Raw genomic sequence first — 22689 nt, 5'->3', positions numbered from 1 at the left:
CTCTAGCGCGGCGTTGCCGGAGGCGCCAGTCGAAGGGCAAACCGGACCATTCGGCCGGGCATCGAAACAGCTTTGGACGCGAACGGTAAACGGGTAGAGTCCATGCTCCATTTTTGACACACCGCGCCTGTGGATAACTCTGTGAACAACTTGGGCTTCAGGCGCCCGAAATCGGCTTCAGAAAAGCCTTGCATCGGTCTTGTCATTATTTTGAGACATAAAGCACAATAAAAACAATGACTTAAACGATATTCATCTAGGCTTCACGAGGGTTTCCGTTAGCTTCCGGTAACTTGTGCATTGTGGACACTTGCTACACTTCGGACGCGGAATGGTCTATCGTCCGTGCCTTGTTCATAGGCCGTTCAGCGTTGCCGGAATGGCCCTTGTTTGCCTTCAGGCGAGCGTATTTTCAGTCTCGTTTTCAACTTCAACCGACCCCCATTTTCTTCGATGAGCTCCGACCCTTTCGCTTCATCCGGTTCAGCCGGTGCATCCGGCAGCGCCGATGCCGTCATCCCCGTTTCGGCGCTGAACCGGGCGATCGGGTCGATGCTCGAACGCTCGTTCCCGCTGGTCTGGGTATCGGGTGAAGTATCGAATTTTACGAAAGCGGCGAGCGGTCACTGGTACTTTTCGATCAAGGACGCGCAGGCACAGATGCGCTGCGTGATGTTCCGCGGCCGCGCGCAGTACGCCGAGTTCACGCCGCGCGAAGGCGACCGGATCGAGGTTCGCGGGCTCGTCACCATGTACGAACCACGCGGCGAGTTGCAACTCGGCGTGGAAGCGGTGCGCCGGACGGGCCAAGGTCGGTTGTACGAAGCCTTTTTGAAGCTGAAGGCAAAACTCGAGGCCGAGGGACTGTTCGCGGCTGAGCGCAAGCGTGCGCTGCCGCAGCATCCGCGCGCGATCGGTATTGTGACGTCGCTGCAAGCTGCGGCGTTGCGCGACGTCCTCACCACGCTCTCGCGGCGTGCGCCGCACGTGCCGGTGATCGTGTATCCGGCGCCGGTGCAGGGCGCGGGCGTGGCCGCGAAGCTCGCAGCGATGGTCGATCAGGCCAGCGCGCGTCGCGAGGTCGATGTGTTGATCGTGTGTCGGGGGGGCGGTTCGATCGAAGATCTGTGGGCATTCAACGAGGAAGTGCTTGCTCGCGCGATAGCCGAAAGTGCGATGCCGGTTGTCAGCGGCGTGGGCCATGAGACGGATTTCACCATCGCGGATTTCGCCGCCGATGTCCGCGCGCCCACGCCGACGGCCGCCGCCGAACTTGTCAGTCCGCAGCGCGTGTTGTTGCTGCGCGATCTCGATCACCGGCATGCGGCGCTGGCGCGTGGTTTCGGCAGGATGATGGAACGGCGCGCGCAGCAAGTCGACTGGCTGGCGCGCCGGCTGGTCAGTCCGGCCGAACGGCTGGAACGTCAGCGCACGCACTTGCGGCAACTGGCAGTGCGGCTGGCGTCGGCCGGTGCGCGCCCGGTCCGCGATGCCCGCGCCCGTTTTGCGCTTGTGCAAATGCGCTGGCAACGCTGGCGTCCCGATCTCGTCGCTGAGCGGGAACATCTGATGCGTCTTGCACAACGCCTGAGTGTTTCGCAAGGGCGCCGGCATGAACGGGCGTCGGCCCGGGTGTCGGAGTTATCGGCGAGATTGCAGGTGTTGAGCCCGCAACGCACGCTTGAGCGCGGCTACGCGGCTTTGATCGATACGCAATCCGGACGCGCCGTGCGCGCGCCGGACGCGTTGAAGCCAAAACGGCCGTTGACCGTGCATCTGGCGGAAGGATCGGCGGATATCGTGCTGGCCGATATCCAGCCCCGGCTCTCCGATGAATTCTGACGCTGGCGGCGGTGTGTATCGAAAGAAAACGCCGCCGCGTTCATGCGATGTTCGTCAGGATGTTTACAAGACAAACGCGGGTGCTTGAAAGCCCGTATTTTTGACGGCTTAGAAGGAACGTTCGAGCATTTTTTACGCCGCTGTTAAAGCTTCGTAATCGATACTGCTCATAAAAACCCGCAATTTGCGGGGTTATCCCAACTCGCCTACAATCGAGTGCTCCATTGCTTCACTCCTCACGTCCCCCATAATCATCATAGAAGGAAGCTCGCACCATGGAACATACCCTCCCGCCGTTGCCGTTCGACAAGAACGCGCTTGTTCCGAACATGTCGGAAGAAACGCTTGAGTATCACTATGGCAAGCATCACCAGACCTATGTGACGAACCTGAACAAGCTGATCCCCGGTACCGAATTCGAAAACCTGCCGCTTGAAGAAATCGTCAAGAAGGCATCGGGTGGCGTGTTCAATAACGCAGCCCAGATCTGGAACCACACGTTCTTCTGGAACAGCCTGTCGCCCAAGGGTGGCGGCGCTCCGGCCGGCGCACTCGGCGACGCAATCAACGCCAAGTACGGCTCGTTCGACAAGTTCAAGGAAGAGTTCGCGAAGGTCGCAACCGGCACGTTCGGTTCGGGCTGGACGTGGCTCGTGAAGAAGACGGACGGTTCGCTCGACATCGTCTCGACGAGCAATGCCGCTACGCCGCTGACCACCGACGCGAAGGCGCTGCTGACCATCGACGTGTGGGAACACGCGTATTACATCGACTATCGCAATGCGCGCCCGAAGTTCATTGAAGCGTTCTGGAACATTGCGAACTGGGACTTTGCGTCGAAGAATTTCGGCGCTTAAGGTTTCTTGTAGCGTGAAAAAATAGTTTGGAAAGTGCAATAAAGTTTGGAAAATCCAGACTGCATGTCGCAATAAAGCTTAGAAACGGTAGTCAAAATGACAGCCCTCGCTTTGAGGGGAATGCCGTTCAGTTAAGGTCCTGCTTAAGGTATCGAACGGTGTAACGTTTAGGTCGGGATTTGACGACCCGCTCGCATGCGCGACCGGGTCGTTTTCCGTTGGGTAAAGCCTTGAGCCGTTCACGCAGCCGCTGAAGGCACGCCGGCAATTTTGCATAGGCCGGAGTAACGGCGGCCCACATCATTTCGTGGTGGATCGTATGAAGGGCTCGCACGAAGCTGATAGTCGGTTCGAGGTTGGCTTCCCATGCGGCGCTGGCGATCTCACGGCGAATCAGGTTGTAGGCGATCAACGCACCCCATATCTCCTGATACACCCCTTCGACCGTGCGACTGCACAAGGTCAACTCCGAACCCAGCATCGATTGCTTGATCTCCCGGAAACTGGTTTCGATCTGCCAGCGACGCTCGTAGCAGGCCACGATATCGGCGGGTTTGAAACGCCGACGCTCGCCCAGCGAAGTCAGCAGCACGCGTTCGCGCCCGCGTGCGTCGAAGGTGCGGATCGCCCGCGCATTCCAGAATTCGGACAAAGCCGAGCACTTCTTGCGCGCCTGCTGCGAGACGCGCATGCGCACCGTTGCATCGTCAGCGGTACCCGCGATCACTTCCCAGCAGGTGGTGGATTTGGCTGGAATCAGGAAGTGGCGATTGCGTGCTCCCATCGTCAGGCCACACAGAATCTCGGCGGCCAGAAAGCCCTTGTCGAACACAGTCAGCGAGTCTTCCGGTATCTGTGGCAACAGGCTCTTGGCGTACACCATTGCGTTGGTGTCATAGCGACCGAAATTGATATCGGCGACCGGATGCGTTGGAATCGCGGTGAGCGTCACTGCGCGCACTTGCGGATAACTGGCCACCTTGCCACTGGCGTAACCCTGTGCGCCGAAGTGCTCACGGTTGGCCGGGCTGTCGGGCGTGCGCAGCGTGGTGCTGTCCATCGCCCACAGACTCAACCCCTTGAATGCATGGTGAGCCGCGTCCTGCGTCGTCCACGCACGTGCTGTCTGCTCAAACAGCCAAGCCAACGGTGCCTCGCCGATGCGCTGACGCGCCTGCGCCGCCGCGCTCTTGCTGACAAACGGTGCGGCCTCGTTAGGCAACGCTAGATCAAGACTGTCGAGCACCTCGCTGATCGACCAGTGCCGGTACATCGCCAGTGCGATTACCAGCCACACCACCTGTTCAGCCGGCAGGCGCCGCCGCCGGATGCTCGCTGCGCCCGCTGCCCAGACTACACGTTCGATCCACTCGTCGGGCAGATGCTCGGCTAACCGGCGCAGATCGTCAGGCTCTTGTGCTTCGATCAGGTAAGTGAGGTGGCCGGAGAGCATCGTGCCGAAAAGTTAACAGCTTGGCGCAACGTTTACAACCACTTCCCGCGACAAAAATGAAAATGCCGCTCAGCTCTTAACTGAACGGCATTAGGTGCGCGAGGGGGGATTTTGGAATGTTCAGCACGCCGCTGACGATGCCGAAATGCCGGGCCGACAGATGCCGTTGACGCGGCACCCGCGGCATCTCCAGCCCGACGCGGCTATGATTATGAGCGGCAATCCATGCTAAACCACGAAAGGAGATGTCCGGATGATTCACGTCATTGCCACGATCACTGCGCTACCCGGTTCACGCGACGCCGTCCTCGCTTTATTTCACAAGAACCGTCCGGCGGTGCTGGCGGAAGAGGGATGCATCAGCTATGAAGCGGTTATCGATGTACCCGACTTCGGTGCAATTCAGACACCGCTCGGCAATGACACGTTTGCCGTGATCGAACGCTGGGAAAGTGCCGATGCATTGAAGGCGCATGGCGCCTCCGCGCACATGGCTGATTACGGGCGCAACACCAAGGCGTTGCTCGCCAGCCGCGTGATTAATGTGCTGCAAGTCTGCTAAAGAACGGGGGTCACATGCGCTTTAGCGGCTAACTTAGCGGCTTATTTAGCGACTTTGCGCATGGGCCGCTGCTTGCGCATGTGTTTCGCAAACATGTGACGCAGGATCGGACTCGCCAAACGCGGCATCGAGTTTCATGCGCATGAATGCGCTGGTAGTAAAGCGATTCGCCGAACTGTAGTACTTGAGTTGCAACTGCCTGACCATCTCGAAGTACGCATCGACCTCCGACTCGTCCAGCCGGAATCCGTCGCAGTTGACCATCCGCGAAACCTTGTGGCCAATGCGATCGCAGAATGCCGCGAGCACGCGCCGAACACTTTCGATATCGTCATTCGAGCGGATCGCCATGCCTTCGAAGTTCACGAACATCGTGTTGCGCCCGGCGTCGTAGCTGAGCCGGCCGCTCATCTGGAGATCGAGCAGCACGGTTGCCAAGCCCATGGCACGGCGTCGGGGTCCAGTTACATGAACAGGCCTTGAACCACGATGAATACATCGGGACTCGGGTCGATCCCTTCAATCCAGCCAGGCTCGAACACGCTTGCAGCAACATGGCGCATGCGTTCGGACGAAGGCAGGAAGTGCTCACGCAACGCGATCACAGCCGGCAGATCGACGGTGAGCCAGCGCATCCGGCCGTTGTCCACTCGATGAGCCTGCGTTTCGAGGCCTTCGCCAGGGGACACAATCAAGCCATCCGGATGGCGTTCGAGCCATTGCTTCAATTGGTCGATCTGTGCTGCCCGCGCGGCAAACGAACCAACAGGTTCTCCAAAATGACGCTCGAAATCGTAATCGATAGCGTCACAGATGCGCACGCCGTGCGGGTCGATAAGAATGCCGCCGGCTCGGCGGGCTTCACATGCACGATCGTAAAGCGTCCACAGCGTTGTTTCCGACACGCCGTTCAGTTTGCACGGGTCCTTCGAGACACTGTCCACACTGTGAGTGCGCGAAGGCTGATAGTCTCGACGAAGTGGCGGCCGTGACGCGGTGACTGTCAAAGCGCACCCAGACGTTTTGCATTCGCCGTTGCGCGCTCATGAATGGGCGCAAAGCTTTCCCGGACTACACGAGTAGTTAAACTGGCCAATTGCGAAGGATCGGCCGGAGAGTTTGCCGCGATCTTCAGCAGCGCTGCCTGGCATTCAATCCATTGCGTGGCAGATCGACTTGACGCCAGTGCCTACGCCGCTTAAGACGCAGCCCAGATATGTTTGCTGGTGTCCATTGCCAGTGTCATGCCGAGGCTCACCAATCCTGAACCCATCGCCCGAATCGATTCGGATGCAGCTTCGCTCTTTTCCCGGCTCATCAGGCTGAACTCAACCCGGTCGCGTTCGTTGGGCAATGGGCCGGCCATCGCCATGCGAGTGGTGCGAACTTTGACGACCTGGGTGGTCGCGCTGAGCATTTTGCAGGTGTCGGTAAAAAAGTGCAACCAGTTGGTCGAAAGCTCACCGAGAGAGGGCGAGCAGGTGGCGGAAGTCATGAAGTGCTCCACGGATTAGACCAGCTGCTACGGATACCTAATAAAGGGATCAATCGTAACGAAAAGAAGGATGCGAATTAAGTCAGGGATGTGTCTGCTGCGGGAATTTGATGCGGGTCACTTGAGTGCGCGATAAATGTCCGGCCATGTCCAGAACATAGGCCGAAATGCTGCATCGCAACAAGTCATTTGAGAACGACGAACACGATTGATTCGTCCGTCTTCACAGCAACCGATGTTTGATCCGGAAGCAAGCGTCGCACGAGTTCCGGGAAGCGGGTTTCGCTTACGTCTTCAACGAAGCTTGCTCGCAATGCGTCCGATGCCGGGCTCAGCGATCTTCCTGCAAGCTCCACGAATCCCACAGTACGCTCGATCCGCGGCGCGTCAATTGGAATGAACCGCAGCGCGTCGCGGTAACGCTGTTTCGCGAGATAGGGCAGCACGGTGAGGCCCACGCCTCCTTCCACAGCGGCAAGCAGCGTGGTGGTATTGGCGATGAAGATTTCGTCCTGTACGGCCGCCGCTTCACGCACTTCTGGCGGCAAGGCGCGAAGCGTGCCGTTGCCGATCATCCGGTATCCCGACAGGTCGCTCCATTCAACATGCCGATGCCTGAAAAGCGCATGTCCTGAGTTCACGACCACGCACATGACGTCCGCGATCAGCGGCGTAAAAGTCAGCTCGGATTCCTGCTCAGGCTCGCCCGCGATGCCGAAATCGATTGCGCCGGAGCGTACACGCTCGTGGATATACGCAGCGGTGCTGTCCTCCACATGAAGCTGGATGCCGGGATAACGCGCGGTGAACCGGCTGATCGCGCGCGGCAGTATTTCGTGCGCGATCGACGGTACGGCGGCGAGCCGCACGCTGCCGCCGCGCACGCGCGCGACATCGATTGCGGCTGAAAGCGTGCGCTCGTAATGCTCCACGAGTTTCCTCGCTTCGCCATAAAACGTCGACCCGAAGGGCGTTGGCGTCGCATGGCTGCCCTTTTCGAATAGCGGAGCGCCGAGCGCGGTTTCCAACTCCTTCATTGACAGCGATAAAGCCGGCTGGCTGCGAAATACGGCCTTTGCGGCAGCCTTGAAGCCGCCATGCTCGATGACGGATACGAAATGCCGCAACTGCGCGATCTTCACATCGGGGAAGCGATCCATAGCGGGAATAAGTTTTTCAAATAATTTAATTAATATAATTGGTTTTGATTATTTTACGCATGTTCCTAGAATCGGTCACATGTCAAACGCATTGAGACCGATATGAATTCGCAGACTTTTTTGAACTGGATGGACGGCAGATGGGTAGCCGGCGCAACAGTTGTTGCGAACCGCAACCCCTCGGACACGGACGACCTGATTGGCCACTACGCGCAGGCGACCAGCGCCCAAGTGCAGGGCGCCATAGGCGCCGCAGTCATTGCGCAACCGGTTTGGGCCGCGACCGGACTCGAAAAGCGGCACGACGTGCTGCGCGCCATTGGCGATGAACTGATCGCCCGTAGCCAGGAACTCGGACGTGAGCTGTCGCGGGAAGAGGGAAAGACGCTGGCGGAAGGTGTGGGTGAGGTTTATCGCTCGGGACAGTTTTTTCACTACTTCGCGGCTGAAGTGCTTCGGCAATTGGGCGGCAAAGCGGATTCCGTGCGCCCCGGCGTCGAGATCGATATCCAGCGTGAACCGCTCGGCGTTATCGGCGTCATTACGCCCTGGAATTTCCCGATGGCCACCGCCAGCTGGAAAATCGCGCCCGCCCTCGCGTTCGGTAATGCCGTGCTGTTCAAGCCCGCGAACCTGACGCCCGGCAGTGCGTGGGCGCTCACCGAAATCATCAGCCGCCAGGCATTGCCGGCAGGCACCTTCAACCTGTTGATGGGGGATGGCGCATCGGTCGGCAACGCGCTGGCGGCGTCGCGCTCAGTCAACGGAATTTCATTTACCGGATCGGTCGACACAGGCCGGCGAATCGCGGCCGTCGCTGCGCCGAACCTGATCAAGTTGCAGATGGAAATGGGCAGCAAGAACGCGCTTGTTGTACTTGACGATGCGGACATCGACCTCGCCGTCGAATGCGCGTTCCAGGGCGCGTATTCCGGCACGGGGCAAAAGTGCACGGCCTCGTCGCGGCTGATCGTGACGCACGCCGTGCACCGGACGTTCGTCGAACGGCTTACCGCAAAACTGCGCAGCGTGAAGGTGGGACGCGCGCTGGATGACGGCGTGCAAATGGGTCCGGTCGTCGATGGACGCCAGCTCGACCAGAATCTTCAGTACATCGAGATCGGCAAGCGCGAAGGCGCGCGGCTCGTGATCGGCGGCGAGCATCTTACGCAGCCTGAACGCGCGTATTGCATGTCGCCGGCTCTGTTCGACGAGGGCCGCAACGACATGCAGCTCAATCGTGACGAAGTGTTCGGCCCGATCGCCTGCGTGATACCCGTGCGCGATTACGACGAAGCGCTGACCGTTTCGAACGACACAGAGTTTGGTCTGACTGCGGGAGTCGTCACTCAATCGCTCAGGCACGCCACGCATTTTCGCCGCCATGCGCAGGCCGGATGTGTGATGGTGAATCTGCCGACGGCGGGAACTGACTACCACGTGCCGTTCGGCGGCCGCAAATCATCAAGCTACGGTCCGCGTGAGCAGGGCCCCAATGCGGCTGAGTTCTATACGACGCTGAAGACTTCTTACACACGTGCCTGACGGCTGGAGACACTTCATGACTTTGCATAGCTCATTGCTTGTCGTCGACGGCACGCAGTACTCGAACTGGAACCGGCAGATCTTCGAAGAGATGCGCGCCGGCGGCGTTAGCGCTGTCAACGCGACCATCGTCTATTGGGAGAACGCTCGCGAAACACTGTCGCGCATTGCCGGGTGGAATGCGCTTTACGAACAACACGGTGATCTTGTCATGTTGGCTCGCACGATGGACGACGTGTTGCGCGCAAAAAGTATCGGCAAGATTGCGATTTTATACGGGCTACAAAACTGTTCGCCGATTGAAGACGACATTGGCCTCGTCGAGGTCTTCCGCGATCTCGGCGTGCGCACCATGCAACTGACGTACAACAACCAGAGTCCGCTGGCGACCGGTTGCTACGAATCGTCTGACAGTGGGATCACGCGGTTTGGCCGGGTGGTGATCAAGGAGATGAACCGGGTCGGCATGGTCGTGGACATGTCGCATAGCGCCGAGCGCTCGACATTGGAGGCTATCGACATCTCGAACCAGCCGATCGTGATCAGCCACGCCAATCCGAGCTTTTTCCACGAAGCCAAACGCAACAAATCGGACGATGTATTGCGTGCGTTGGCGGCACGCGGCGGTCTGGTTGGTTTTAGTCTCTATCCGTTCCATCTGAAGAACGGCAGCCGCTGCACGCCTGGCGAATTCACCGACATGGTGGCGCGCACGGTCGATCTGCTCGGCGTTGATCACGTTGGCATTGGCAGCGACCTGTGCCAGGGACAGCCGTACAGCGTGCTTGAGTGGATGCGCAACGGCCGCTGGAGCAAGGAGACGGATTTCGGCGAAGGGAGCGCGAACAATGCGGCATGGCCTGAACCCGTGAGCTGGTTCCGTTCCAGCGCGCACTTTCCGAACTTGACCTCTGCGCTGGACAAGGCAGGTTTTTCCGAAGCCGACGTGGCCAAGATCATGGGCGGCAACTGGATAAGAATTTTGCGCGATGCAGAGAACAGCCGTGACCGGCACGCACCGGCAGCGGCGGGTGAGTCCGTTGTGAGTTAACCATCTCGCTACGTAGCCCTGAAAAAAATCACTCGACGCCACCTTGAACCAACGACGAATTGGACCTGGCGCTTCAACAATTTATCCTCCCGGAGGAGACATGGAAATTCCAACCACGCCGAGCATTGCAGCCAATCGCCCAGCACCGGAGCATCGCAAAGGGGGCATAGACTGGCCCATTTTCTGGATCAGCGGTGGATTTTTCCTGCTGTTCCTGATCGCGGCGCTGGTCAATCTGGGTTGGCTATCATCAGTAGTCGATACCGCATTCGGATGGGCCACAAGGGGCTTCGGACTTTACTGGCAAGTGCTGATGCTCGCCACCTTTGCGGTCAGCCTCGGCATTGCCTTCTCCAAGCTCGGACGCGTGAAACTGGGCGGCATCGGACAAGTTCCATCCAACTCGACCTTCAACTGGGTGGTCATCATCATGTGTGCGTTGCTGGCCGGTGGCGGCGCGTTCTGGGCGGCGGCCGAGCCTTTGATGCATTTCGTCAATCCGCCGCCTTTCTATGGAGTAGAGGGCAAGACGTATGCAGCAGGCGTTGCGGCGCTCTCGCAATCGTTCCTTCACTGGGGCTTTCTCGCATGGGCGGTACTCGGTAGCCTGCTGAGCATTGTGTTGATGCATCTGCATTACGACAAGGGCTTGCCGCTTGCACCGCGCACCTTGTTGTATCCGCTGTTTGGCGAACGTGCGCTCAAAGGACCGATCGCGGCCATTGCCGATGCAACGTCGATCATCGCGGTTGCCGCCGGCACGATTGGACCGATCGGTTTTCTCGGTTTGCAAATCGCCTATGTGCTGCATTCCGTCTGGAACGTGCCCGACACGATCACCACGCAGGCGCTCGTTATTCTGGCGGTCACCGCCATCTTTACGGCGGCGTGTATCGCCGGTCTCGAAGGCTTGCGCTTTGTTTGCAAGATCCATGTGTGGCTGATGCTCGGGCTGGCTGCATTCCTCTACCTGTTCGGGCCGACGGAGTTTCTCACCACGGTTTTCTTCAAGGCATTCGCTACGCATATCGTCGATTTCGCGCAGACAGCGATGTATCGCGGCGACGGCAAGTGGCTCAATTCATGGACGCTCTTCTACTGGGGCTGGTTCATCGGCTATGCGCCAATCATGGCGATCTACGTCGCGAAGGTTTCGCGAGGCCGTACGATCCGCGAGGTAGTGGTGTTGCTGTCAATCGCAGCACCAATCATCACCATGCTGTGGTTCACGCTGGTCGGCGGAACGGGAATTGGCATTGAACTGAAGTCGCCGGGCGCGGTGATCGGCCACGGCACGCAACCTGAAGCGCTATTGCTGGGCGTGGCGCAAGCCATGCCGCTACGCAACCTGATTTCCGCCCTGTTCCTGTTCCTCAGCTTCTTCTCGGTGGTGACCAATGGCGGGTCCATGGCCTACACCATCGCCATGGCGGTGACCGGGGATCGTGGGGAGCCTGGAAACTGGCTGAAGATTTTCTGGGCCGTGGGCATGGGTCTGGTGGGCGCAGTGCTGATCACCATGGGCGCGGGCGGCGTGAGTGCACTACAGTCGTTCATTGTCATTACGGCGGTGCCTGTGTCGATCATCATCCTGCCCTCGCTGTGGGACGCTGTTCGCATAGCGCGCACGATGGCCGCAGAGCAAGGAGTGCAATGATGACAATCGACGAGATCATGGATGAAGAACAACAGCGGGCGCAGGGAACCGGTGAACCGGCGCGTGCGGTGGCCTTTCCTTGCGCGCCGCTACGCAGTCCGGACATCACGAATCGTCCCGAACGTCTTGGCGCGATGCACGGCACGCGCCTGAGCTTCGTGCGCTCGCTCGTGCGGCGCATGGCGCACGACAATTGGCGTGTCCGCGTCACAAGCATGGATCTCGATGACAACGGATTCGGGGTTTGCATCTACACCATCGAAGCGTATGGCGAGCGCTACAGCCAGGTGATTTTCTCGCAATATCTCGATGACGCGGATCGTACCGACCGCGTCATTGCGCAAAAGTGGGACATCACTTCGGCGCTGATTTGCGGTGTTCCAAGTGCTGCCGATATTGAGTATTTGCGTGGCAACGTGCCGTTGCAGGAAGCGGGACGGCTGCGTGCCAATGACCTGGTCCTCTGTCGCGCGAACAAGAGCGTGCGCAACTTCGGCTACGTTGCGGACTGCCTTGCCGCAGGCAGGCAACCGGACCCTGCCGCGTTTGAACGGGTCGGTTATCTGATCCGCACGACAGCGGTGTACGGCAACGGAAAGTTCGGCATTGCGGATTATCCGAGGCTTGTCGATAGCCACGCATTCAACCGGGGCTTTTCGGCACAGATGTGTGCCGTATTCGTGCTGCGCGATTTCAGCGTGCGGCTGGTCGAACACGTTGCGTCACGCCGGAATCCGCGTGCAGCGGTCAAGCTCGCGCACAGCTTTCGCCGCTATCTCGGGGTGGGTAATGCAACCGGTCTTGGCATGGCGCCGTTCCTTGTGCGCCATCCGGTACAGGTCGATCAGTGGATACGGGCACGCGAAACTGCGCTGGCGCGCGTGCTTGCGGTTGAAGTGGTCGAGCGTGACGTATTCGAGCGCGCCATGGCACTGATCGCGCGAGCGGGGCGTCACGTGGCGCAGGTTCACACAGACCATCCGCCGGAAGCAGCACGCAATGCGCTCATTATCGGCGAGCTGCCGCAGCTCGCGCGTGAACTGGAGACCACCTACGAACAGAAGGGCATGTTTCGCTGGAGCAAGTTGCTTGCGTGGGCCGATGAGCAACTCTCCTGTGCAACGCAGGAAATTCTCGTGACGGTGTTGATCGAGCTTTATCCGGGTCTGGTGGATTCGATCGAAACCGCGACGCCGGTCGATGACGTGTTGACACTTGATCCCGATATGTCGGTGGGCGAGTTGCTCCGGCTCGTCGAGCGCGACTACGAATGGGTGATGAATCAGCCCGCCGGCCAACGTGACGATGACCACTTCTTCTGGTACCGGTCAGCCGCGAAAGAGGAGCCGAGACTCGGCGTGCGGGCGCACGAAGCGGGCGCTGAGCTGGAACAGCCGCTGGATATCTCGCGTCAGGTTTCGCGGCTGCACACGAAACTGAAGGCACAGGAGGACAACGCTCGCACTGTTGCAGAGTTTGTCGCCAAGTGCCCTGAATATCGTGCCATTGTGCGGCGAATCCAGACGCTCGCATCGCGTGCTTACGGCGAAATCCGTCACAACCTGCTCGCGCAGGACATGCTGCCCATCGACCTGATGCGCGCGAAGCTTTCTATGTTCGGTGCGAGCAAGTTCGATCCGAAGTCGAACCTGTGGGTTCGGGTCACGCTATACCAGGGAGCACCGACGCTTGACGATCTGTCGCCGGACATGGTCGATGACTGGGCTTTTCCCTGCGTGCCGGGCGGCAACGAACGAGGAGGTGCATGACATGAAGACGGCGATCAACGAATTGAATTCGCTGTGCCGCAGCGCGTTGGAAGGCAGCGGCTGGGCGCAAGGCGATTATGAGGACGCGGCGGACGCGGCCGTGTGGTTGCATGCGATGGGGTTGGATGGCATGGAGGCGATTGACAGACTTCTGGGTGTTGCGCATCAGGAGGAATACGTCGTCGAGCCGGCGCTTTCGGCCAGGCAGGGCGCAGGCGCGGAACACACGGCATCTTGCAACGGCCTAGCTGGTTGCCTGCTTGCGTTCGAACTGGCGTGGGCGAGGGCGACGCAGGCGGGCACGGGAACGGTGAGGATATCCAATGCCTTGTCTCCGCGGCTGGCACTGTATGGCCTGAAGGTGATGTGCACGCGCGGGCGTCGTTTCGATCTATCGTGGACCGAAAACGCGGGCCGGCATTTCGCCACGACGTCCGGGCACGACGACTATCCGCGCTACCTGGGTTTCAATGCACTTGCGAGCAAAACGTCGTCGGAAATCATGGTGTGGTGTGGAGTGGACGGGGCCACGTCCAATGGAATTGCTGCTGCAGGGCAAGATGTCACCGGAGCCATCGACGCGGCCGAATTCGATGCGCGTTATCGCGACGCGCTGTGGCGTGGGATTGAAGTCGATGCTGCGCATATCGACCGGCTGATCGCGTGGAAGAGCAAGGTGCTCGTCCCGGAATCTCTGGCCTCACGAGCACACGGCGCGGGAGGCGCGGACGATGGATTCTGACATCGCCGATATGCATTCCACTGTTGCAAGCAACGTGCGTGCAATCGAGACCGGGCTGCCGGCAAGTCCAACGCAGCTCTTCGAATGGGCCGTGCTCGGCAACGGCACGCTTTATACAGCGCAGATACCGATAGGCCCCAATGGCGCCGTTGTAACGGGTGGTATCGACGAGCAGGCGCGTCAGGTGTTTGAGAATTTGCGGCAGACACTGAGCGCGGTCGGAGCGTCGCATCGCGATGTCGCGCAGATCCTGATCTATGTGAGGGATCGCGCGTGATTGCCGGCTGTCAACGCGGTGTACCGGGAGCATTTCTCAGCGCCGTTTCCGAACCGGGCATCGGTTGTTGTCGCTGGATTGGCGCGGGAAGAGATGTTGATTGAGATCGTGGCGTATGCGTGTTCGCCGCTCCGAAAAACCCACCATATAGGCGATGCCCGCGCCATTTAATGCAACGCAGCCCACGCGAGAGACAAGGAAAAAGCAGCCAGGATGATCGATGCCCAACGCTGCATGTACACCGGACTGATCCGATCAGGCGACCGCTGCCGAGTCCCGCGTGGAAAGCGATCCACGCCAGCCCGATAGGGACCAGCAACGCGGTGAAGATTGCCATGGCTTCAAGATAAGCAGTCAGGCCCTGGAGCGCAGCCGCAGGGAAAATCGTGCCCGCGAACAGCTCGCTTTGAGGGCTTTCTGCTTTCCGGCGGGGACAGCCACATGCGGGCAAGCCTTCAATCGTCACGCGGGCGATATGTCGCCCGCGTTAGTGGTGGTTTGATCGCGATGCCATCGGCTTTCAGCTCACTCTGCGCACTACAACAAATTAAGGCATGCCCTTTCCGCAGCGCACACACCTGACGACCAAGCACCCGCTGCCTGACGATACCTGAGTTCGGTTTTCGCCAGCGACGGTCAGTCGGTCGATCGGTCCATCTGGGAGCGAAGATTAGACCAGGCGTGCTCGCGATCTCGAAGACCGAAGACTGGTAAATCGCGCCATCGGGGATACCGCTTCCTCTTGGGGTTTTAATAACCTGACGCATTTCAGTCAGTCTTTCAACGCGGCTTTCGGCAAAACGCCTCGTGAGTTTCGAAAAGGCACGTAAAGAAGTTTTTCTACACGTCAGCTGCGAGCATCTCTGCAAGCAGTTGGCCATGCGCTAGTCACCCACCTCAGCCAGCTTGTGCCTCGAGCAATTGCATCCGATGGTATGCATCCCATATTTGCGCCCAGGCTTCAGGTTATGCAATAAGAGGGCGTGCCGACGCACTTCCGTGGCCGGCAGCGGACCACCATGGCCCATGTGAAAGCGTTTCATGCCCGCGTCCACCATGCCAAGTAGTTCTTCGCTGACAGCTTGCGGATCATCTTCGAACGGAGGGCGCATGGCGTGCCCTTTGCGTATCAATCCCCCCAGAAAGACGCCCGAGGCGACTAGGTCGCCGACCAACGCATCTCCACTGCCTAGCTCAACCGACACCGACCCGGCCGTGTGGCCAGGTGTGTGCCTCGCCACACCGTCGATTCCATAGCGGCCCAGGTCAACGCTGGCATCGTCCCGTAGCAGGATGTCCGGCGTGAACGGCAGGTACGGTTCGACGGGCACCCCTGAGCGTAGGAAGAGCGGTCCCCACCAATGGGCGACGCAGTACGTCATCTCCTTTCGCCGCTCGTAGTAGTCCAGATCGCCGGCGTGCGCCAGGATCGGTGCGCCGGTCAGTTCACGCAGCCGCGCGGCCGAACCGGCATGGTCGGTATGTGCGTGAGTGACCACGATCAGGGTGACATCGCGAAAGCCGCGACCGTGTTCCTTCAAAGCGCGCCCGATCTTGTCCTCGGAGCCGGGGGTGCCAGTGTCCACGACAACGCAGCCCGGTGCACCGATGATCACGTGGCAATTGACCATGCCGAAGGGCAGGATGGGAACCGTGACGATAGTAGGTTGAGTCATGATGTGCTTTGATGTCGGTCGGTTTTAGCGTTGCACCTGCAGCGCCGGTCAGTTCAGCCCAAGCGGATTGGAAATCCGCAGCCGCCATCCACCGTCGCGGCCCAATTCCATCACCTGCGTAGCGGTGCCGAGCTCTTCGTGCTCGCGACCGTCCGGTAGCGTCACGTTCAAGGTCCAGTCGAGCATAACCAGGGCGATGTCGCCGCTCGTCAGTACACGACGCACCTTGTTATGGATGCGCGGCCTCAGTGCCAGCAACCGGGCAAAAGCGGTGCGCAATCCGGCGGGATTTTCCTGAACTACATCGCCATTGGTCATTCGCATCGTGGCTTGATTGCTGAACAGACCGAGCAGGCAATCGAGATCGCCGGCGTTCAGCGCTGCATCGAAAGCGACCGGGACCTGCTCGGGCGAACTGCACACTACAGACTTGTCCTCGATCGCTGTGACGAATCGCGCAATCAGTCGCGCGACATCAGCCGGTGCCTCTAGCGGCGACAAGTGCCCGATTCCGGGCAGTATGTGCATAGCAGCGTGGGGAATGCGCGGCAGCAGTTCCGCCTGTAGCGTTGCGGCGCGATCTACCTGGTCAAGCTCGCCGGAGATGACGATGGTCGGCGCATCGATCAACGCCGTCGCCGCGGTAATGTCTTCGCGCATGGCCACGTCTGGCCAGGCCGCCTTGGCCTGCGGTGCGCCCCTCAGACTGTCCTCGATGACTTGCTCGCGGCGGGACGCGTCGAGCGGTTTTGCAGTCAACACGTGATCGATGACAAACTCGACTGATTCGCGCGATTTATACGCGCCGCTCAGCGTCGTACGTTGCTCGTCAGACAGCAGCATCGGCGACGGCGGCGACGGCGCGACGAGCACCAGACCTTCGAGCCCGCACGGTCGACGCGATGCGATAAGTTGAGCCACCTTGCCGCCCATCGAGTGACCGATTAGAACGTAACGCTGCAGCCCCAGCGCTTCGATGACGCCTTCGGCATCAGCGGCAAGGTCGGTGATGCGGTAGCCGTCGACAGGCGCCTCGGAGTCGCCCCAGCCGCGGTGATCGGTCGCAACAATTGAATAACGGTCTGACAATTTGCTCGCCACCCCGTCCCATGTACGCGACGAGCCACCGTAGTAGTGCAGGAACACCAGCGCTAACTCGCCGCTGCCGCTTTGCCTGACATGAATCCGCGTACCGTTCGACTTAATATCCATTTTCGGGCCCTTGTTCTTTAGGTGATGCACGAATAGTAGATTCAAGTCTCCAGTTTGATAATTGGCGAAATAGTGTTTTGAGTCGATAATGCAGCTATCGAATCGGAGAAGAAAATGGACCGACTTACGAGCCTTGGCATATTCGTCTCCGCTGTCGAGGAAGGCAGCTTTGCTGCGGCGGCACGCCGCTTCGGCCTATCGGCGGCAATGGCGGGCAAGCATGTGAGCGCCCTTGAGGCCGAACTGAATGCGAGGCTACTCCAGCGCACCACACGGCACCTGAGTCTGACCGATACCGGCCAGACCTACTACGAACGCTGCAAGCGCATCCTTGAAGCCTTCGACGAAGCAAGGCGTGAAGCGAGCGATTCGCAAGGCACGGCGCGCGGTGTGCTGCGCGTTGCGGCGCCGGTTACGTTCGGCGCAATGCACCTGGGCGAGGTCGTGGCGCGCTACCTGGAGGATCATCCGCACGTTAACGTGGAAGTGGTGCTTGGAGACCGCTATGTCGATCTTATCGACGCGGGCGTTGATGTCGCAATCCGGATCGGACGGCTGGAGGACCCTGGACTCGTGACTCGTCGGCTTGCGCCCTGCCGGATGGTCGTGTGTGCGTCGCCCGCCTACCTCAAGCGCCATGGAACGCCTCGCAAACCGGTCGACTTGCAGCATGCGCAACGACTTGCTTTCAGCGAGGCTGTGTCGGCTGGCGACTGGACCTTGCTCGATGCGAGAAACCGCGCGCACGTCATCGACGGACCATGCCGGATGGCAGCCAACAATACCCAAATGCTTCTGGCTGCAGCACTCGCCGGGGCCGGTATCGCGTACGGTCCGACCTTCGTGTTCGGCGAGCACCTCCGGCGCGGCGAACTGGTGGCGCTGCTGCCGGCTTATCGCGCCGCTGATCTGGCCATTCAAGCCATTTATCCGAGCGCGCGGCGCATACCGCTCAAAGTGCGACGATTCGTCGATTATCTTGCCGAAACTTTCGGCGATGAACCGTCCTGGGATCGTAAGGAAATACCTTAGAAGAGAGGCTGTTCCGGCTTCGAAAGCGGCCGTTCAGGCGTGCCGAGCAAAAAGTGGCCGCTTAGGGGCGACAAGGACCCTCGTGATGTCCGGCGGCGAACGCTAATGCCATGCCGCAACCGGGGACGCTTAATTTGGATAGTCGTGGCGGGCGGTATGAACTGATCGGCCCGATCCGGATAGGCAGGATGTCGATCAATTAAGTTTGGAATCTACCTTTCAATCTGCTGCTTCTTAGAGCGTTTAGCTTCGACACTTGGCGTTTCGAAAGAATAGTGCGATTTTGTTGCATAAAAGAGGCGCTTCACTACAGGTATGAGTCATGAAGCTTCTATCCGGGCGTTCTCAACTGTATTGCCAACGTTTCCAAAGTTTATTGTCACAAAACATTGAGGTCTCTTGTCCCGTGACAATAAAGTCTGGAAAGCGCAATAAAGTCCGGAAAATGTAGCGACCCCTCTGCAATAAACTTCGGAGACCGAAGACAAATGAAAGCCCTCTATGCGAGGGCTTTTTTTACGGTCCATCACACGCGCCGAAAGCGCTTGTCCGCCAGTTGCAGCCACTCACCTGTGCGGCCATGCGGACATACGGGCGTCCGCTTCGGCCAGCGACGAGGTCTTGCAGCGCGAGCGAGCGAAGGTAGATGGCTAACAGCTGGTGCCTGGCGAAGGGTACTCTGGCGCAAGGTTGAGCGCGAAGCCGAGCGCGAAGCGTCCGCTACGACAACATCAAATACACGAAGAAGGTCTGGTTCAATCGCAATCGCTTTCTTCAAAATAAAACGGACGCGTTTTTCAGTATTCCCCTGCAAAACGACTCTGATTAGGTGGATGTAGTCGATCGGACAATCGCGCCGGCAGTTGATAAAAAGAAACTGCTCAATCAGTTCGGCGCGGCTACTGCTGCGCAGTGACAGGGGCAGGCGCTACGAGCTTCTTCCCGAGCGCGGCGTCCTTGGCTCGTTGTGCTTCAGACAGGGTTTCCAGAGCGCGGCCTTCGTCGACGGTGAGATCCACGAGGAATGCATCGTTGTTCGCCTTGATCCAGTCCAGCGGCATATCCCACCAGGCGAGCTCAAGCAACTTTTCACGCACTTTCTCCGGGAACCGAAAACGCAGCAGACGAGCCGGTGAGCCAGCGTACACACCGTAAGGCTCGCTACGAAAGTTTGGCGGCACGACCGTGCGTGCGCCAATGACGCACCCGCTCGCGACTACGCTGCCGCCAAGAAACAACGCCTCGTCCCCAATCCAGACGTCGTTGTGGATCACTGTGTCGGCATACTGCGGCATGGGCGGATTGATGATGCCGGTGCCGTAGCCACTGAACATGGTTGTCGACATGGTCCGCGTCTCATGCTGTCCATTCAGGAGGAACCGAAGTCGCAATCCTCCTGCGACGTTCTTCCCAATGACGAGTTTTTGAGCTGCTCCGTCGTACTTGACGATGGAACCGACACCCAGCCCTGAACAGCGGCCGATGTGAAAGTCGCCGAATTGCGGCTCTTCGTCCAGCCAGTCTCTGAAGAAATGGTTGGGAACGCATGAGAAAGCGCCGTCCTTGTAACCGATCATGACGAAATGTTTTGACCACGGATGGTTCGGCATGATGCCGGTGCAGTCATCAGATGTAACAAGGTTCATTGGCATTAATTGGTTAGTGCTTGGCGGCAATTGGCCTGCCGGATGTCGCTTTCGCCAGATCCGGGGCGCGGCTGGAAGCGGGGTTGTCCGATGGATCGGAGGCCGGCATGAGGCCTCATTGCTCCTTTGGTACGTGCAGGACAGCTAGAGCTTAAGACCGGTCGGTCAAAGCAGTTACCGTGAACAGAGCAGCTTTCTGCCTTCTGTTCAATTCATACCAAAAAGACGGCCCGCCAGGCTTACGCCTGGTGGGCCGTTGTCAGTTGCGGGTCTTTGTTCTGCTGCCGCCACTCGCGCCGCACCCGGCACGTTTCGCGGCGCAATGTGTCATCCCGTCGCAAACCGCTGGCGACGTGCGAGGCCAACGCCGACCATGAGCATCATCGAAATCTCCTCCCTACGGATAAGGACGATCATCATGCTCATCAGCATTCTTCAGCACACACCGCACTGGGTTTGGTGGCTGCTCGCCGCCCTGGTTTCTGTCGGCGTTTCGCAGACGCATCCGCGGCACAGGACGCTGCGCGCCGCGACCGCAATTCCCATCGCGATGGCCGCGCTCTCTTTTTACGGCGTTGTGTCAGTCTTCGCCGCGCAGTCGATCGCGCTGGTTGCGTGGGCGGCGGCGGTGCTCGCGGCTGTCGTGATATCGCATGCTGCCGGTGTAGGCAGCAAGGTCCGCTGGCTTGCTGCCGAGCAGCGTCTGCTCGTGCCCGGAAGCTGGGTTCCGCTCATGTTGATCCTCGGCCTGTTCATCATCAAGTTTGGCGCTAACGTCGCGCTGGCGATGCATCCCGATCTGAGCGGCGACGGGCTGTTCGCGGTATCGGTGAGTTTGGCGTACGGCGCTTTTAGCGGCATCTTCCTTGCACGCGGCCTCGCAATGTGGCGCGTCGCCCGACAGGCCGAACCGTCCAGCATGGCTTTTTGAGCGGCTCATTGAGCGGCTCGATAAGCTGCTCGATAAGCGGGTTATTCGGCGGCTTAAGCGTACGGTATGTCCTACGCCAGCTTCTTCGCATAAGCCCCGAACCGGCAGCCATGATCTCGCGGGAAGCGCGCCCATCTGTCTTACCGCTACTGTCTTGCCGCTAAGGCCTGAAGCATCCGATGACCTGCTACAACCCGCTACGCGTAGAATCCGCGCAATGGGTCGATCCGCCGGGTGATCTGGCCGGCGGGCAGTGGGTCCGCCATCCTCGGATACGTGTTCAAACCATCCCGGATGGGCGCCCCACGGCGAAGGCAATACGACTGTCGAGTTGCGCACGGGCGCGGGCTGTCGAACAACCAAAAGGCTCCAGCCGTGTCTGAATCAACGCACACCACCAACGCCCGCTTCATGCGTCACACTCGTTCCATCCTGAACCGGCTATGGCGCGAACTGCGGATCTTTATCCTGGTATCGGCGGCGAGCACCCTGTTCTTCTACGCGATGTATCGCGATTCGTTCGCGAACAACCTGATCTATTCGCTTTGCAGCGCACTCTTTATCCAGGGTTTGATCGAGGTGGGCCGATACGGCCTGGCCTTCCTGATTCGCAAGCGCTCGCCAGGTAACCAGGAGGCTCAGCGCAACTGGCCCGGCTGGGCATTGATGGCTCCGTGGGTGGTTGTTTCGGGCGTAGGGGGCTACCTCGCCGGGCACATGCTGGGCGATCGGCTGACCGGCGTGCCGCACGCATCGGCTGCGATCATGGACAACCCTCGGGCAGTATTGCTGAGCATGACCGGCGTATTTGTGCTGTCGCTTGGCATCACCTATTTCTTCTATGCCCGAGGTCGTATGGCCGCGATGGAAACGCGCACGGAAGTTGCGCTGCGAAGTGCCGCGGAGAGTCAGCTCAAGTTGCTAGAGTCGCAGCTCGAACCGCACATGCTGTTCAACACGCTGGCCAATCTGCGGGTGCTGATCGCGCAAGACCCGCCGCGTGCCCAGGCCATGCTCGACCGGTTGATCGCGTTCCTGCGCGCGACGCTTGACGCGTCCCGCTCGGGATTGGGATCACATTCGTTGTCCGAGGAGTTTGCGCGTATCGACGACTATCTCGAGTTGATGCAGACCCGCATGGGAAAACGCCTGAGCAGGCGGCTCGATCTTCCGGACGACCTTGGCCGGTTGTCGGTGCCGCCGCTGCTGCTGCAACCTCTGGTCGAAAACGCGATCAAGCATGGACTTGAACCCACGGTCGCGGGCGGCTGGATTCGGGTGTCCGCGCAGCGTGAAGGCGGTACGCTCGTGCTCAGTGTCCGCGATACAGGGGCGGGGATTGGCGGTACGGGCCTTGGTGGTTTACCGCCCGGTGGCAGCCGTTTTGGCATCCAGCAGGTTCGCGAACGGCTTGCTGCGCTATACGGTAAAACGGCGTCGCTCGAACTCGTTGCCGCTAGCGATAATGAGGGCGGTACCCTCGCTATCGTGCGCCTTCCCGTATCTTGATTCTGGCCGATCGTTTGATCCCGACTGCCGAGTTGATTCCGACCACCGACCATTCCTCGCCGAGTATGAAAGCCACCGTTCTGATTGCCGAAGACGCAGTCAAGCAGGCGCTGGCGCTCCAACCCGACGTGCTTTCCCTCGACATACGCATGCCCGGCATGACGGGACTCGAGGCCGCACAGACCCTTGCCGAAGACTGGCCTGACCTCGCTAAACCGTTCCCGGTGCTGGTGTTCGTGACGGCTTACGATTAATACGCATCGCACGCGTTCG

The 22689-nt window shown here is 59.6% G+C and carries 24 protein-coding genes; 15 read left to right on the top strand and 9 right to left on the bottom strand.

The features are described 5' to 3' along the window. Positions 1-453: 453 nt before the first annotated feature. Together xseA and BSU04_RS43820 are read left to right on the top strand one after the other, a co-directional pair. Positions 454-1842 (top strand): exodeoxyribonuclease VII large subunit, encoded by a 1389-nt coding sequence (gene xseA / locus BSU04_RS43825; RefSeq protein ID WP_089166405.1) that lies wholly within the window; start codon positions 454-456, stop codon positions 1840-1842. 275 nt (positions 1843-2117) lie between these two features. Next, positions 2118-2699, top strand: a complete 582-nt coding sequence (locus tag BSU04_RS43820; protein WP_031361396.1) for a superoxide dismutase — start codon at positions 2118-2120, stop codon at positions 2697-2699. Between the two features lie 127 nt (positions 2700-2826). On the opposite strand, the gene BSU04_RS43815 is transcribed toward BSU04_RS43820, so the two are convergent. Together BSU04_RS43815 and BSU04_RS46970 are read right to left on the bottom strand one after the other, a co-directional pair. Next, the gene (locus BSU04_RS43815; protein WP_089166404.1) at positions 2827-4152 is read right to left on the bottom strand and encodes an IS4 family transposase; all 1326 of its coding nucleotides are present in this window, start codon (positions 4150-4152) and stop codon (positions 2827-2829) included. A gap of 76 nt (positions 4153-4228) precedes the next feature. Continuing rightward, positions 4229-4414: a hypothetical protein gene (locus BSU04_RS46970; RefSeq protein ID WP_179258642.1), complete on the bottom strand. Its 186-nt coding sequence runs from the start codon at positions 4412-4414 to the stop codon at positions 4229-4231. Between BSU04_RS46970 and BSU04_RS43810 the strand changes: the two genes are divergently transcribed. Beyond that, positions 4406-4714, top strand: a complete 309-nt coding sequence (locus tag BSU04_RS43810) for a putative quinol monooxygenase (RefSeq protein ID WP_089166403.1) — start codon at positions 4406-4408, stop codon at positions 4712-4714. The two genes, BSU04_RS46970 and BSU04_RS43810, sit on opposite strands and share 9 nt — an antisense overlap. A 45-nt stretch (positions 4715-4759) precedes the next feature. Here the strand turns inward: BSU04_RS43810 and BSU04_RS43805 are convergent, their stop codons facing one another. The 4 genes from BSU04_RS43805 to BSU04_RS43790 form a co-directional block, all read right to left on the bottom strand. Beyond that, positions 4760-5158, bottom strand: coding sequence for a hypothetical protein (locus tag BSU04_RS43805; RefSeq protein ID WP_089166402.1), 399 nt, complete (start codon positions 5156-5158; stop codon positions 4760-4762). A gap of 20 nt (positions 5159-5178) precedes the next feature. Next, positions 5179-5658, bottom strand: a complete 480-nt coding sequence (locus BSU04_RS43800) for a class I SAM-dependent methyltransferase (RefSeq protein WP_089166401.1) — start codon at positions 5656-5658, stop codon at positions 5179-5181. A gap of 254 nt (positions 5659-5912) precedes the next feature. Then, positions 5913-6209, bottom strand: coding sequence for a hypothetical protein (locus BSU04_RS48455; RefSeq protein WP_256983941.1), 297 nt, complete (start codon positions 6207-6209; stop codon positions 5913-5915). A gap of 185 nt (positions 6210-6394) precedes the next feature. Further along, positions 6395-7369 (bottom strand): LysR family transcriptional regulator, encoded by a 975-nt coding sequence (locus BSU04_RS43790; RefSeq protein WP_089166400.1) that lies wholly within the window; start codon positions 7367-7369, stop codon positions 6395-6397. Positions 7370-7471: 102 nt separating this feature from the next. Between BSU04_RS43790 and BSU04_RS43785 the strand changes: the two genes are divergently transcribed. From BSU04_RS43785 to BSU04_RS49095, 7 genes are all read left to right on the top strand, one after another. Then, positions 7472-8914 carry an aldehyde dehydrogenase family protein gene (locus BSU04_RS43785; protein WP_089166399.1) on the top strand — a complete coding sequence of 481 codons (1443 nt, stop codon included), beginning with the start codon at positions 7472-7474 and terminating at the stop codon, positions 8912-8914. A gap of 16 nt (positions 8915-8930) precedes the next feature. Beyond that, the gene (locus BSU04_RS43780; protein WP_256983940.1) at positions 8931-9965 is read left to right on the top strand and encodes a dipeptidase; all 1035 of its coding nucleotides are present in this window, start codon (positions 8931-8933) and stop codon (positions 9963-9965) included. Positions 9966-10065: 100 nt separating this feature from the next. Then, on the top strand, positions 10066-11622 hold the full coding sequence (locus BSU04_RS43775; protein WP_089166398.1) for a BCCT family transporter: 1557 nt from the start codon (positions 10066-10068) through the stop codon (positions 11620-11622). Continuing rightward, entirely contained in the window at positions 11619-13391 is a 1773-nt protein-coding gene (locus BSU04_RS43770; protein ID WP_144021546.1) for a hypothetical protein, read from the top strand. The genes BSU04_RS43775 and BSU04_RS43770 overlap by 4 nt, the downstream gene beginning before the upstream one ends. 1 nt (position 13392) lies before the next feature. Continuing rightward, positions 13393-14133, top strand: coding sequence for a DUF3726 domain-containing protein (locus BSU04_RS43765; protein WP_179258641.1), 741 nt, complete (start codon positions 13393-13395; stop codon positions 14131-14133). Next, positions 14123-14410 (top strand): RidA family protein, encoded by a 288-nt coding sequence (locus tag BSU04_RS48450; RefSeq protein ID WP_256983938.1) that lies wholly within the window; start codon positions 14123-14125, stop codon positions 14408-14410. The genes BSU04_RS43765 and BSU04_RS48450 overlap by 11 nt, the downstream gene beginning before the upstream one ends. 707 nt (positions 14411-15117) lie before the next feature. Beyond that, positions 15118-15240: a helix-turn-helix domain-containing protein gene (locus BSU04_RS49095; protein ID WP_089166423.1), complete on the top strand. Its 123-nt coding sequence runs from the start codon at positions 15118-15120 to the stop codon at positions 15238-15240. A 54-nt stretch (positions 15241-15294) separates the two neighbouring features. Here BSU04_RS49095 and BSU04_RS43750 read toward each other — a convergent pair whose 3' ends face one another. Both BSU04_RS43750 and BSU04_RS43745 read right to left on the bottom strand, forming a co-directional pair. Further along, positions 15295-16086 carry an MBL fold metallo-hydrolase gene (locus BSU04_RS43750; RefSeq protein ID WP_089166395.1) on the bottom strand — a complete coding sequence of 264 codons (792 nt, stop codon included), beginning with the start codon at positions 16084-16086 and terminating at the stop codon, positions 15295-15297. A 48-nt stretch (positions 16087-16134) separates the two neighbouring features. Then, positions 16135-17298, bottom strand: coding sequence for an alpha/beta fold hydrolase (locus BSU04_RS43745; protein WP_089166394.1), 1164 nt, complete (start codon positions 17296-17298; stop codon positions 16135-16137). 114 nt (positions 17299-17412) lie between these two features. On the opposite strand from BSU04_RS43745, the gene BSU04_RS43740 reads away from it, so the two are divergent. Together BSU04_RS43740 and BSU04_RS46155 are read left to right on the top strand one after the other, a co-directional pair. Then, positions 17413-18330, top strand: a complete 918-nt coding sequence (locus tag BSU04_RS43740; protein WP_089166393.1) for a LysR family transcriptional regulator — start codon at positions 17413-17415, stop codon at positions 18328-18330. 730 nt (positions 18331-19060) lie between these two features. Then, positions 19061-19159 (top strand): WbqC family protein, encoded by a 99-nt coding sequence (locus tag BSU04_RS46155; RefSeq protein WP_144021547.1) that lies wholly within the window; start codon positions 19061-19063, stop codon positions 19157-19159. Positions 19160-19229: 70 nt separating this feature from the next. On the opposite strand, the gene BSU04_RS43735 is transcribed toward BSU04_RS46155, so the two are convergent. Beyond that, entirely contained in the window at positions 19230-19976 is a 747-nt protein-coding gene (locus BSU04_RS43735; protein WP_089166392.1) for an acetyltransferase, read from the bottom strand. Positions 19977-20394: 418 nt separating this feature from the next. Here BSU04_RS43735 and BSU04_RS43730 point away from each other — a divergent pair, with 418 nt between their 5' ends. From BSU04_RS43730 to BSU04_RS49090, 3 genes are all read left to right on the top strand, one after another. Next, complete coding sequence (locus BSU04_RS43730) at positions 20395-20907, top strand: DUF6622 family protein (protein WP_089166391.1); 513 nt, start codon at positions 20395-20397, stop codon at positions 20905-20907. Positions 20908-21282: 375 nt separating this feature from the next. Continuing rightward, the gene (locus BSU04_RS43720; RefSeq protein ID WP_256983935.1) at positions 21283-22416 is read left to right on the top strand and encodes a sensor histidine kinase; all 1134 of its coding nucleotides are present in this window, start codon (positions 21283-21285) and stop codon (positions 22414-22416) included. Between the two features lie 65 nt (positions 22417-22481). Continuing rightward, a complete protein-coding gene (locus BSU04_RS49090; RefSeq protein WP_373452930.1) occupies positions 22482-22670 on the top strand; it encodes a response regulator in 189 nt (62 codons plus the stop codon). The last annotated feature ends 19 nt before the right edge of the window (positions 22671-22689 follow it).

The organism is Caballeronia sordidicola, assembly GCF_002220365.1.
Classification (GTDB): Bacteria; Pseudomonadota; Gammaproteobacteria; order Burkholderiales; family Burkholderiaceae; genus Caballeronia; species Caballeronia sordidicola_C.
Note: the sequence above shows the minus strand (reverse complement) of the source record. Positions and strands in the feature narration are given on the sequence as shown.

Excerpts from the sequence above, each read along its gene's own strand:
- BSU04_RS43785 (WP_089166399.1), top strand. The coding sequence starts at position 7,472 with ATGAATTCGCAGACTTTTTTGAACTGGATGGACGGCAGATGGGTAGCC.
- BSU04_RS43750 (WP_089166395.1), bottom strand. The coding sequence starts at position 16,086 with ATGACTCAACCTACTATCGTCACGGTTCCCATCCTGCCCTTCGGCATG.
- BSU04_RS49090 (WP_373452930.1), top strand. The coding sequence starts at position 22,482 with ATGAAAGCCACCGTTCTGATTGCCGAAGACGCAGTCAAGCAGGCGCTG.
- xseA (WP_089166405.1), top strand. The coding sequence starts at position 454 with ATGAGCTCCGACCCTTTCGCTTCATCCGGTTCAGCCGGTGCATCCGGC.
- BSU04_RS43740 (WP_089166393.1), top strand. The coding sequence starts at position 17,413 with ATGGACCGACTTACGAGCCTTGGCATATTCGTCTCCGCTGTCGAGGAA.
- BSU04_RS43775 (WP_089166398.1), top strand. The coding sequence starts at position 10,066 with ATGGAAATTCCAACCACGCCGAGCATTGCAGCCAATCGCCCAGCACCG.
- BSU04_RS43810 (WP_089166403.1), top strand. The coding sequence starts at position 4,406 with ATGATTCACGTCATTGCCACGATCACTGCGCTACCCGGTTCACGCGAC.
- BSU04_RS43815 (WP_089166404.1), bottom strand. The coding sequence starts at position 4,152 with ATGCTCTCCGGCCACCTCACTTACCTGATCGAAGCACAAGAGCCTGAC.
- BSU04_RS43790 (WP_089166400.1), bottom strand. The coding sequence starts at position 7,369 with ATGGATCGCTTCCCCGATGTGAAGATCGCGCAGTTGCGGCATTTCGTA.
- BSU04_RS43735 (WP_089166392.1), bottom strand. The coding sequence starts at position 19,976 with ATGAACCTTGTTACATCTGATGACTGCACCGGCATCATGCCGAACCAT.
- BSU04_RS43730 (WP_089166391.1), top strand. The coding sequence starts at position 20,395 with ATGCTCATCAGCATTCTTCAGCACACACCGCACTGGGTTTGGTGGCTG.
- BSU04_RS43820 (WP_031361396.1), top strand. The coding sequence starts at position 2,118 with ATGGAACATACCCTCCCGCCGTTGCCGTTCGACAAGAACGCGCTTGTT.
- BSU04_RS43770 (WP_144021546.1), top strand. The coding sequence starts at position 11,619 with ATGATGACAATCGACGAGATCATGGATGAAGAACAACAGCGGGCGCAG.
- BSU04_RS43780 (WP_256983940.1), top strand. The coding sequence starts at position 8,931 with ATGACTTTGCATAGCTCATTGCTTGTCGTCGACGGCACGCAGTACTCG.
- BSU04_RS43745 (WP_089166394.1), bottom strand. The coding sequence starts at position 17,298 with ATGGATATTAAGTCGAACGGTACGCGGATTCATGTCAGGCAAAGCGGC.
- BSU04_RS43805 (WP_089166402.1), bottom strand. The coding sequence starts at position 5,158 with ATGGGCTTGGCAACCGTGCTGCTCGATCTCCAGATGAGCGGCCGGCTC.
- BSU04_RS48455 (WP_256983941.1), bottom strand. The coding sequence starts at position 6,209 with ATGACTTCCGCCACCTGCTCGCCCTCTCTCGGTGAGCTTTCGACCAAC.
- BSU04_RS48450 (WP_256983938.1), top strand. The coding sequence starts at position 14,123 with ATGGATTCTGACATCGCCGATATGCATTCCACTGTTGCAAGCAACGTG.
- BSU04_RS43765 (WP_179258641.1), top strand. The coding sequence starts at position 13,393 with ATGAAGACGGCGATCAACGAATTGAATTCGCTGTGCCGCAGCGCGTTG.